The organism is Citrobacter sp. wls827, assembly GCF_005280875.1.
Lineage (GTDB): Bacteria > Pseudomonadota > Gammaproteobacteria > Enterobacterales > Enterobacteriaceae > Citrobacter > Citrobacter youngae.
Genome location: NZ_SZWR01000001.1, coordinates 538,603 through 550,113 on the forward strand (window position 1 = coordinate 538,603; position 11,511 = coordinate 550,113).

Genomic DNA, 11,511 nt, shown 5'->3' on the forward strand with positions numbered 1-11,511 from the left:
GTGATCGCCATGGTCGAGCGCAGCGGCGTTGAGGCGTGTAAAACCGCGGTCCACAACCTGCTTTCTCAGCGCGTAACCGGGCTTATCATCAACTATCCGCTGGATGAAGAAGACGCCATTGCCATGGCCGCCGCCTGCGGTACAGTGCCGGTACTGTTTCTCGATGTCTCTGACCAGACGCCGATTAACAGCGTGATTTTCTCCCATGATGACGGCGCTCGGCTCGGCGTTGAACATCTTGTACAGCATGGTCATCAGCGAATCTCCCTGCTGAGCGGGCCGCACACTTCAGTTTCGGCAAGGCTTCGCCGTGCGGGCTGGCATAAATATCTGGCGCACTACCAGCTACGTCCCATTGTAGAACGTGAAGGTGACTGGAGCGCCATGTCCGGCTTTCATCAAACCATGCACATGCTTAACGACGGTATCATTCCAACCGCTATGCTGGTGGCTAACGATCAAATGGCGCTGGGCGCGATGCGCGCAATCAGCGAGTTCGGTCTGCGAGTTGCAGCGGACATCTCCGTGATCGGCTACGACGACACCGAAGACAGCGCCTGCTACATCCCGCCGCTGACCACCATCAGGCAGGATTTCCCCACTCTCGGACAGACCAGCGTTGACAGGCTGTTGCAGCTTACGCAGGGTATGTCCGCCCCCGGCAATCTGCTGCTGCCGGTCACGCTGGTCGAACGGAAAACCGTACTGCCGCCTGACGCACAAACCGCCACGCCTCAGGTGCTGGCGGAGTCGTTGATGCAACTGGCGCGTCAGGTCTCTCTGCTACCATCCGGCGAGCGCTAATTACTGTGAGTCAGTTCACCCATTAAACCCGCCCGGCTTTACAGCGTCTCACCGCAGGCCTTATGTTTATTAAATTGTGAGCGAATAACAAACATGAGATACCGCTATGACTCTGAGCTCGGACTCACTCGCCGCCGTACTGGCGCGCCGTGACTGGGAAAACCCCGGCGTCACACAGATAAACCGTCTGGAGGCACATCCGCCGTTTTGTAGCTGGCGCTGCGTGGATGATGCCCGTAACCACCGGCCTTCATCCCAACGAATTTCGTTAAACGGCGAGTGGCAGTTCGCCTGGTTTGCCACACCAGAGGCAGTACCAGAAAGTTGGCTTGAGCATGATTCACCGCAGGCCGTTGCCCTCTGCGTGCCGTCTAACTGGCAGATGAGCGGTTATGATGCGCCAATCTACTCCAATATCACCTATCCATTCCCGGTCAATCCGCCTTCTGTTCCGACGCAGAACCCTACCGGATGTTACTCGCTCACATTTAGTGTTGAAGATGCATGGTTAGATGAGGGTCAGACGCGGATTATTTTTGACGGCGTGAACTCCGCGTTTCATCTGTGGTGCAACGGTCGTTGGGTCGGCTACGGTCAGGATAGCCGCCTGCCGTCTGAGTTTGATCTTAGCGATTATCTGCAGCACGGCGAAAACCGTCTGGCGGTGATGGTGCTACGCTGGAGCGACGGCAGCTATCTGGAAGACCAGGATATGTGGCGCATGAGCGGTATTTTTCGCGACGTATCTTTGCTGCATAAGCCCACAACACAGATCCGTGACCTACGCATCAACACGCGCTTTAATGATGATTTCAGCCGCGCGGTGCTGGAAGCGGAAGTCCGGATAGCAGGCGACGAGCGTGAAGATGTACGCGTGACCCTGCAATTGTGGAACGGCGAAACGTTGGTTGGCGAGCTCACCTCACCGCCCGGCAGCGAGATTGTTGATGAACGCGGCGCTTATCACGACCGTACTACGCTGCGCCTCAACGTTGAACACCCGGCGTTGTGGAGTGCCGAAACGCCTAATCTGTACCGCGCCGTTGTGCAGCTACATACCGCTGACGGTACGCTGATTGAAGCCGAGGCCTGTGACGTCGGCTTTCGTCAGGTTTGCATTGAAAACGGACTGCTGTTACTCAATGGTAAGCCGCTGTTGATTCGCGGTACCAACCGTCATGAGCACCATCCGGTCAACGGTCAGGTGATGGACGAGGCAACGATGGTGCAGGATATTCTGCTGATGAAGCAGAACAACTTTAACGCCGTGCGTTGTTCGCATTACCCAAATCACCCGCTATGGTACACCCTGTGCGACCGCTACGGCCTGTATGTGGTGGATGAGGCCAATATCGAAACCCACGGTATGGTGCCCATGAATCGCCTGAGCGATGACCCAACATGGCTTCCCGCCATGAGCCAGCGCGTCACGCGCATGGTGCAGCGCGATCGCAACCATCCGAGCATTATCATCTGGTCTCTGGGTAATGAATCCGGTCACGGGGTCAATCACGACGCGCTCTACCGCTGGATAAAATCAGAAGACCCGTCACGCCCGGTACAATATGAAGGCGGCGGCGCAAATACCGCAGCCACCGATATTATTTGCCCGATGTATGCCCGCGTCGATCAGGATCAGCCCTTCCCCGCCGTACCCAAATGGTCGATTAAAAAGTGGCTGTCGATGCCCGGCGAGCAGCGCCCGTTGATCCTCTGCGAATATGCTCACGCGATGGGTAACAGCCTCGGCGGCTATGCCAAATATTGGCAGGCATTCCGCCAGTATCCGCGTCTGCAAGGAGGATTCGTCTGGGACTGGGTCGATCAGTCGCTGATTAAATATGACGACAACGGTAATCCGTGGTCAGCCTACGGCGGGGATTTTGGTGACACACCAAACGACCGTCAGTTTTGCATGAACGGACTGGTGTTCGCCGATCGTACCCCACACCCGGCGTTATATGAGGCCAAACATGAACAGCAGTTTTTCCAGTTCACGTTACTGCCGGGCGCTGAACGCCAGATTGAAGTGACCAGTGAATATCTGTTCCGCCGCAGCGATAACGAAGTTCTGCACTGGTCTATTGCCCAGGACGGCAACCCGCTAGCCGCCGGAAAAATCGTTCTGGATATCGCCCCACAGGGTCGCCAGCGGATCACCCTGCCGGCTATCCCGATGCCGGAAACCGCAGGCCAGCTATGGCTGACGGTTCGCGTGGAACAACCCCAGGCTACTGCGTGGTCAGACGCCGGACATATCAGCGCCTGGCAGCAATGGAAGCTTCAAGAGAAGCTCAGCCTGACGCTTAAACCTCGCGCCAGCACAGCGCCACAGCTGACGATCCGCGATGACACGTTTACGGTAATCGTCAGTGATAAACGCTGGGAATTCTGCCGCCGTACAGGCTTACTGACGCAATACTGGCTGGCCGAAAAAGCACAGCTGTTTGCACCGTTAATCGATCAGTTTACCCGTGCGCCGCTGGATAACGACATCGGCATCAGCGAAGTAACGCGCATCGATCCTAATGCCTGGGTCGAACGTTGGAAGGCTGCGGGCCATTACCATGCTGAGCCATGGCTATTGCAATGCGAGGCCGAAGCGCTGTCGAACAGCATCCTTATCACCACCGCGCATGCCTGGCAGTATCGGGGCGAAACGCTGTTCATCAGCCGAAAAAGCTACCGTATTGACGGCAAGGGTGAAATGCAGATAACGGTGGATGTCGACATCGCCAGCGGTACGCCGCATCCGGCCCGCATCGGCCTGAGCTGCCAGCTGGCGCAGGTGGCTGAACGGGTAAACTGGTTAGGCCTTGGGCCGCATGAGAACTACCCGGACAGGCTGAACGCCGCTTGTTTCGACCGTTGGGATTTATCGCTCGATGAAATGTACACCCCGTATGTTTTCCCAAGTGAAAATGGCCTGCGCTGCGGGACACGCGAATTACGCTACGGGGATCATCTGTGGCGTGGCGACTTCCAGTTCAACATCAGCCGTTACAGCCAGAAGCAACTGATGGCAACCAGCCATCGCCATCTGCTGCAGCCTGAAGCCGGAACATGGCTCAACATTGATGGTTTCCATATGGGCGTCGGCGGGGATGATTCGTGGAGCCCTTCAGTGTCACCAGAATTTCAGTTGAGCGCAGGGCGTTATCATTATCAGCTGAGCTGGCGCTAATCACGTTGCTTTTGCCGGATGGCGCCGCTTCGCGGCTTATCTGGCCTACGGTGCGCGGTTTCGTAGGCCGGATAAGGCGAAGCCGCCACCCGGCAACGCCCTACTCCTCGATCGCCTGGCGGATTTGCTGTAACGATGTTGGATCGTCAATGGTGGTCAGATCGCCAGGATCGCGGCCTTCGCAGATCGCCTGGATCGTCCGTCTGAGCATTTTACCGGAACGTGTTTTCGGCAACTGCGACACAAACCAGACGTGTGCCGGACGGCCAAAGTTGCCAATCTGGCTGTCCACCAGCGCCATAATCGCCTTCTCTTCCGAATGTGCGATGTCGCGATCTTCCAGACTGTCGCTCTGTTTCGGAATAACAAACGCGACCGCTACCTGCCCTTTCAGCGCATCCTTCACGCCGACCACCGCCACTTCCGCAACGTTCGGATAGCTGGAAATACTCTCCTCGATCTCTCGCGTACCGAGTCGGTGTCCGGCGACGTTGATCACGTCATCCGTACGCCCCAGGATGAAGTAATAGCCATCGGCGTCGCGAATGCCCCAGTCAAAGGTGGCGTACACCTGGCGGGAGAACAGCGACCAGTAGGTATTCACAAAGCGTTCGTCATCGCCCCAGATGGTCTGAATACAGCCCGGCGGCAGCGGCCCTTCGATCACCAGCATGCCCTTCTCGTTTGCCGCACAAGGTTCACCGGTCACCTCATTGAGCAGCTGTACGTTGTAGCCGTACATCGGCACGCCGGGACTGCCCAGACGCGATGGCCTGTCGTCCAGCCCGCGGGCAATCGCCATAATCGGCCAGCCGGATTCAGTCTGCCAGTAGTTGTCGATAACCGGGACGCCCAGCGTTTGGGTTACCCAACTGGCGGTTGGTTCGTCCAGCGGTTCCCCCGCCAGATACAGCACCTCCAGCGAAGAGAGATCGTGATTACGGATTTGCGCAGTGGGGAATTTCTTCAGCACACGGATAGCTGTCGGGGCCGAGAACATCCGGCTGACCTGATACTTCTCAACAATTTTCCACCACACGCCGCAGTCCGGATACGTTGGCAGACCTTCGTAAACTACCGTCGCCATCCCCGCCAGCAGCGGGGCATACACGATATACGAATGCCCAACTACCCAGCCGATATCCGACGCGCAGAAAAACACGCCGCCCGCTTTGCCGCCGAAAATGGTGTCCATCGAGGTCGCCAGCGCCACCGCGTAACCGCCAACATCGCGTTGCACGCCTTTCGGTTTCCCGGTTGTCCCGGAGGTGTAGAGAATGCAGGACGTTTCGTTTGATTCCAGCCAGACAACTGGCACCCGCGCGCCGAGATGCTGTTGGCGCAGCGCGGCAAAGTCGAGGTCACGTCCCTCGACCCGCGCCATTTTCGCCAGACCGCGATCCACCAGCACCACATGACGCGGTCGGTGCTGCGCCTGGTCGATCGCATCATCGAGCAGCTTTTTATACGGCAGGATCTTGCCCCCGCGCGCCCCGGCATCCGCCGAAACGATAACCACCGGTCGGGCGTCGTCGATACGCGCCGCCACGCTGTGCGAGGCGAAACCACCGAACACCACCGAATGAATTGCTCCAATGCGTGCGCAGGCCAGTAGCGTAATGTGCGCCTCGGCGATCATCGGCATATACACCAGCACCCGATCGCCACGCTGTACGCCCAGCGACAATAGCATCGCCGCCACGACGTTCACTTCGTCATACAGCTGACGAAAGGTAAACGTGCGTTCTTCTTCGGTTTCGGATGACACAGCAATCAGCGCCAGCGCGTCAGGCTGTTTCTCCAGCCAGCGGTCGATGGCGTTATGGCACAGATTGGTCGTGCCGCCGCAAAACCAGCGGGCAAACGGCGGGTTGCTGTGGTCCAGGACCTGCGTATACGGCTGCTGCCAGTCAATACGCTGGGCCTGCTCGGCCCAGAACGACTCCGGTTGCGTTATAGAACATTGATAAAACTCGCTATAAGACATAATGCTCTCCTGTTGAACTTACGCCTTGCTGCACGCTGGTTTAAATAATGAAGAGATCCATATACTCATTGACCGGCATCTGCTCCAGGCGAGTTCTGTCCAGGGAGACATCCAGGATGCGCTGCTGCTGGCGGGTCGGGAACTGACGCGCCAGGTTGATTTTGAACTTCTCGACCAGCTTCGGCATGCCGTCAGCACGACGACGCGCATGGCCGATTGGGTATTCCACTACTACTTCTTCAAAGCGGGAGCCGTCGGTGAATTCCAGAGTGATGGCGTTGGCGATGGCGCGTTTTTCAGGGTCGTGGTAATCGGCGGTAAAGGCCGGATCTTCGAAGCAGTTGATCTTCTCGCGCAGGGCATCGATGCGCTTGTCCTGCGCCACGCCGTCTTCGTAATCTGCCGCCGTTAAGCGCCCGAACAGCAGCGGAATGGCCACCATATACTGGATACAGTGATCCCTGTCCGCCGGGTTATTCAGCGGGCCTTTTTTATCGATGATGCGGATACAGGCTTCGTGCGTGCGAATGGTGACTTTTTCGATATCGGCAGCGGTCTTACCTGCGGCCTGTAACTGCTCGTACAACGTCATTGCTGCTTCTACCGCGGTCTGCGAGTGGAACTCGGCCGGGAAGGAGATTTTAAACAGCACGTTTTCCATCACGTATGAGCCGTACGGGCGCTGGAAGCGGAACGATTCGCCTTTGAAAGAGACGTCATAGAAGCCCCAGGTTTTCGCCGTCAGCGCAGACGGATACCCCATCTCACCGGTTTTCGCCATCAATGCCAGGCGTACCGCGCGCGAGGTCGCATCGCCTGCGGCCCAGGATTTACGCGTGCCGGTATTCGGCGCATGGCGATAAGTACGCAGCGACTGGCCGTCGACCCACGCCAGCGACACGGCGTTGAGAATTTCATCCCGGTTCAGGCCAAGCATCTCAGCGACCACCGCCGTGGAGGCCACTTTTACCAGCAGGACGTGATCGAGACCAACACGGTTAAAGGAGTTTTCCAGCGCGATACAGCCCTGAATCTCATGAGCTTTAATCATACCGGTCAGCACTTTTTTCATGGTCAACGGTGCTTTTCCCGCCGCTACCGCATTGCGTGACAGCCAGTCAGCCGTGGCCAGAATACCGCCGAGGTTATCAGAAGGATGACCCCACTCAGCGGCAAGCCAGGTATCGTTGAAGTCCAGCCAGCGGATCATCGCACCGATGTTAAACGCCGCCTGCACCGGGTCGAGCTGGAACTGGGTGCCAGGTACGCGCACGCCGTTCGGTACCACTGTACCTGGGACGACCGGCCCCAGCAGTTTTTTACAGGCCGGATATTCCAGCGCTTCCAGGCCGCAGCCTAAGGTATCAAGCAGGCAATAATGCGCGGTGTCATACGCCACCTTCGAGGTGACCTCGTAGTTCATGACGTAATCAACGATATCAACGATTTCACGGTCAAATTCCGGGCGGACGTTCGAAATATGTGCGGACATAGGGTACATTTCCTGTTTTTTATCTTTAGAGGTTTTTGAATTAGCAACGTTTTTCAATCGGGACAAATTCGCGATCTTCCGGGCCGGTGTAATTGGCGGAAGGACGGATAATTTTATTGTCCTGGCGCTGTTCGATGATGTGCGCCGCCCAGCCGGTGACGCGGGCGATGACAAACAGCGGGGTGAACATTTCGGTGGGAACGCCCATCATGTTGTAGGAGACCGCCGAGAACCAGTCGAGGTTGGGGAACATCTTTTTCGTTTCCCACATTACGTCTTCCAGACGGTCGGCAATGTTGTACATTTTCAGCGAACCACCTTCCTGAGAAAGCTGTTTCGCCACGCGCTTGATCACCTGATGGCGCGGGTCGGCGATGGTGTAAACCGGATGACCAAAGCCAATCACCACTTCTTTGTTTTCCACGCGTTTACGGATATCCGCTTCGGCTTCGTCCGGCGTTTCGTAGCGCTGTTGGATCTCCAGCGACACTTCATTCGCCCCGCCGTGTTTCGGTCCACGCAGTGCGCCAATCGCGCCGATAATCGCGGAATACATATCGGAGCCGGTCCCGGCAATCACGCGGCTGGTAAAGGTGGAGGCGTTAAATTCGTGCTCGGCGTACAACACCAGCGAAATATGCATCGCTTTTTCCCAGCTTCGCGAAGGCTTTTCGCCATGCAGCAGGTGCAGGAAGTGACCGCCAATGGAATCATCGTCAGTTTCCGGCTGAATACGCTCGCCGTTATGGCTGTAGTGATACCAGTACAAAAGGATTGAACTGAGCGAAGCCAGTAGCTTGTCGGCAATATCGCGCGCGCCGGAGACGGTATGACCTTCTTTTTCCGGCAGCGTACAGCCCAGCGCGGAGACGCCGGTGCGCATCACGTCCATCGGATGCGAGGCGGCAGGCAGCGCTTCCAGCACGGTGCGTACGTTAGCGGGCAGTCCGCGCAGCGCTTTGAGTTTGCTTTTATAGGCGGTGAGTTCATCGCGGGTGGGTAATTTCCCGTGGATCAGCAGATGCGCGACTTCTTCAAATTCGCACTGCTGCGCCAGGTCGAGAATATCGTAGCCGCGATAGTGCAGGTCGTTACCGCTTTTGCCTACGGTACACAGCGCGGTATTTCCGGCGGCAACGCCTGACAGCGCAACCGATTTTTTAGGTTTAATGACATGGGTACTATTTTGCAGGATCGTTGTGTCGCTCATGTTGTCCTCGTCATTTTTATAATATGTAGGGTACAAATTTATTGCCGGATGGCGGCTGTGCCTTATCCGGCCTACGACGGTTACTTTTTGCTATACAACGCGTCGAGTTTCTCTTCGAACTGGTAGTAATTGATGCTTTCGTACAGCTCGTTACGCGTCTGCATAATGTCGATCACGCTCTTTTGTGTTCCTTCCTGACGCAGCACGTTGTAAACCTTTTCCGCAGCGCGGTTCATGGCGCGGAAAGCCGACAGCGGATACAGCGCCATCGCGACGTTTGCGCTGCGCAGTTCATCGGTGGTGAACAGCGGCGTAGCGCCAAATTCAGTAATGTTGGCGAGGATCGGCACCTGCACCGCGTCGGCAAACTGGCGGTACATCGCAAGCTCGGTAATGGCTTCCGGGAACAGCATGTCCGCGCCCGCTTCGACGTACGCCTGGGCGCGATCGATGGCAGCCTCTAACCCTTCCACCGCCAACGCATCGGTTCGCGCCATGATGACAAAATTGGGATCGGTACGCGCATCCACGGCCGCGCGGATCCTGTCGACCATCTCTTCTTTTGAAACGATCGCTTTGTTCGGGCGATGACCGCAGCGCTTGGCGCCAATCTGATCTTCAATATGCAGCGCTGCAGCACCCGCTTTGGAAATCGACTTCACGGTACGCGCCACGTTGAACGCTGACGATCCAAATCCGATATCCGCATCCACCAGCAGCGGCAGTGGGCAAACGTCGGTGATACGGCGAATATCGGTCAGCACATCATCTAGGGTAGAAATACCAAGATCCGGCAGCCCCAGAGACCCTGCCGCGACGCCGCCGCCGGAGAGATAAATCGCCTGATACCCGGCGCGTTGGGCCAGCAGAGCGTGATTGGCGTTGATGGTGCCAACGATTTGTAATGGATTTTCTTTGCTGAGCGCGGCGCGAAACGCCAGCCCTGGGGAGTGTAGAGACATATCCCGTCCTCTTGTTATCAACTTGTTAGCATTAGTTGATTTACCTAAAGCAAGGGGTATGCCAAAGACCTTAATTTTTCATCAATTTATATATTCACCTTTAAAAACAATGCATTAAAATCAATTTCTGTATCTTTGTTGTACAAAAGCGTGTCAGCTATCGTTTCATGAAACCGGCCTTAACGTTTCATTGCAACATTTATGAAACACAACTAAACCCTAATACTCGGTTCCTTACTTTTTGGGTTGGCTATGGCTGATACGTATCTTCCGCCGCGGGTGAACGACGACAAACCGGTTATCTGGACCGTTTCGGTCACCCGCCTGTTCGAACTGTTTCGCGACATCAGCCTGGAGTTCGACCACCTGGCGACTATCACCCCTATTCAGTTGGGTTTTGAAAAAGCGGTGACGTATATCCGCAAGAAGCTGGCGAGCGAGCGTTGTGATGCGATCATTGCGGCGGGCTCCAACGGTACCTATCTGAAAAGCCGCTTATCAATTCCGGTTATTCTGATTAAACCCAGCGGCTTCGATGTGCTACAGGCATTGGCGAAAGCGGGAAAACTCACATCATCGATTGGCGTCATTACCTATCAGGAAACCATTCCTGCGCTTCTCGCCTTTCAAAAGACCTTCAATTTGCAGCTTGAACAGCGCAGCTATATCACTGAAGAAGATGCTCGTGGGCAAATCAACGAACTGAAGGCCAGCGGTACACAAGCGGTAGTCGGCGCGGGGCTGATTACCGATCTGGCAGAAGAAGCGGGTATGACCGGCATCTTTATCTATTCAGCGGCTACCGTGCGCCAGGCCTTTGTCGATGCGCTGGATATGACGCGCCTGACGCTACGGCGAAACGGTCAATACGCTTCTGGCGATACGATGCGCACCCGCTACGCGCTCGGTGATATGCGCGGTAACTCTGCGCAGATGGAACAGGTACGGCACACCATAATGCTCTACGCCCGTTCTCGCGCACCGGTGTTGATTCAGGGCGAAACGGGCACGGGTAAAGAGCTGGCGGCGCAGGCCATTCATCGTGAATATTTCACCCGTCAGGAGAATCGACGCGGTAAACCCTCACCACCGTTTGTCGCCGTCAACTGCGGGGCAATCACCGAATCCTTACTGGAAGCGGAGTTGTTTGGCTATGAAGATGGCGCTTTCACCGGCTCACGGCGCGGCGGACGCGCGGGTCTGTTTGAAATCGCCCACGGCGGAACACTGTTTCTTGATGAGATAGGCGAAATGCCGCTGCCGTTACAAACCCGACTGCTACGCGTGCTGGAGGAAAAAGAGGTTACCCGGGTCGGTGGGCACCAGCCGATTCCGGTCGATGTGCGGGTGATTAGCGCCACCCACTGCAATCTGGAGCAGGAGATGAAACAAGGCGATTTTCGTACCGATTTGTTTTATCGCCTGAGCATTCTGCGCCTCAAACTCCCCCCGCTACGCGAACGGCTGCCCGATATTTTACCGCTGGCGGAAGGCTTTTTAAAACAGTCACTGGCGGAATTAGATGTGCCGTTTTCTGAGCCTGTGCGCAAAGGACTAGGGCTCAGCCAACATATGCTGCTGAATTACGGCTGGCCGGGGAATATTCGTGAGCTGCGCAATATGATGGAGCGTCTGGCATTATTTTTAAGCGTCGAGCCACAACCAGAACTTAACGTCCATTTCTTGCAGCAATTATTGCCAGAACTGGCGATTGTCGCCGAAATACCCCAGATATCATCATCACTGACGCCACAGCAGGTGCTGGCACAATTCAATGGTGATAAAACAGCGGCAGCACGATATCTCGGTATCAGCCGAACCACGTTTTGGCGCAGGTTAAAAGAATAACCCGCCAGTACAGAGGCTGGCGGG

7 protein-coding genes are annotated in these 11,511 nt (G+C 56.1%); 3 read left to right on the forward strand and 4 right to left on the reverse strand.

What is annotated here, in order from left to right; all coding sequences use genetic code 11:
* Positions 1–804, forward strand: an 804-nt coding sequence (locus FDX03_RS02530) for a LacI family DNA-binding transcriptional regulator (protein ID WP_249356975.1), incomplete at its 5' end; no start/stop codon positions are given.
* A gap of 106 nt (positions 805–910) precedes the next feature.
* Positions 911–3,988, forward strand: a complete 3,078-nt coding sequence (locus FDX03_RS02535) for a beta-galactosidase (protein ID WP_137345438.1) — start codon at positions 911–913, stop codon at positions 3,986–3,988.
* A gap of 100 nt (positions 3,989–4,088) precedes the next feature.
* On the opposite strand, the gene prpE is transcribed toward FDX03_RS02535, so the two are convergent.
* The 4 genes from prpE to prpB all read right to left on the reverse strand — a co-directional run bounded on the left by prpE (position 4,089) and on the right by prpB (position 9,639).
* The gene (gene prpE, locus FDX03_RS02540) at positions 4,089–5,975 is read right to left on the reverse strand and encodes a propionate--CoA ligase (RefSeq protein ID WP_137345439.1); all 1,887 of its coding nucleotides are present in this window, start codon (positions 5,973–5,975) and stop codon (positions 4,089–4,091) included.
* 40 nt (positions 5,976–6,015) lie between these two features.
* A complete protein-coding gene (locus FDX03_RS02545) occupies positions 6,016–7,467 on the reverse strand; it encodes a bifunctional 2-methylcitrate dehydratase/aconitate hydratase (protein WP_137345440.1) in 1,452 nt (483 codons plus the stop codon).
* A gap of 40 nt (positions 7,468–7,507) precedes the next feature.
* Positions 7,508–8,677, reverse strand: coding sequence for a 2-methylcitrate synthase (gene prpC, locus FDX03_RS02550; protein ID WP_003838667.1), 1,170 nt, complete (start codon positions 8,675–8,677; stop codon positions 7,508–7,510).
* Between the two features lie 80 nt (positions 8,678–8,757).
* Entirely contained in the window at positions 8,758–9,639 is an 882-nt protein-coding gene (gene prpB, locus FDX03_RS02555; protein ID WP_003021316.1) for a methylisocitrate lyase, read from the reverse strand.
* A gap of 252 nt (positions 9,640–9,891) precedes the next feature.
* On the opposite strand from prpB, the gene prpR reads away from it, so the two are divergent.
* Positions 9,892–11,487 (forward strand): propionate catabolism operon regulatory protein PrpR, encoded by a 1,596-nt coding sequence (gene prpR / locus FDX03_RS02560; RefSeq protein ID WP_137345441.1) that lies wholly within the window; start codon positions 9,892–9,894, stop codon positions 11,485–11,487.
* Positions 11,488–11,511 lie beyond the last annotated feature (24 nt).

Coding starts and splice junctions, on each gene's coding strand:
- FDX03_RS02545 (WP_137345440.1), bottom strand. CDS start 7,467: ATGTCCGCACATATTTCGAACGTCCGCCCGGAATTTGACCGTGAAATC.
- prpR (WP_137345441.1), top strand. CDS start 9,892: ATGGCTGATACGTATCTTCCGCCGCGGGTGAACGACGACAAACCGGTT.
- prpC (WP_003838667.1), bottom strand. CDS start 8,677: ATGAGCGACACAACGATCCTGCAAAATAGTACCCATGTCATTAAACCT.
- prpB (WP_003021316.1), bottom strand. CDS start 9,639: ATGTCTCTACACTCCCCAGGGCTGGCGTTTCGCGCCGCGCTCAGCAAA.
- prpE (WP_137345439.1), bottom strand. CDS start 5,975: ATGTCTTATAGCGAGTTTTATCAATGTTCTATAACGCAACCGGAGTCG.
- FDX03_RS02535 (WP_137345438.1), top strand. CDS start 911: ATGACTCTGAGCTCGGACTCACTCGCCGCCGTACTGGCGCGCCGTGAC.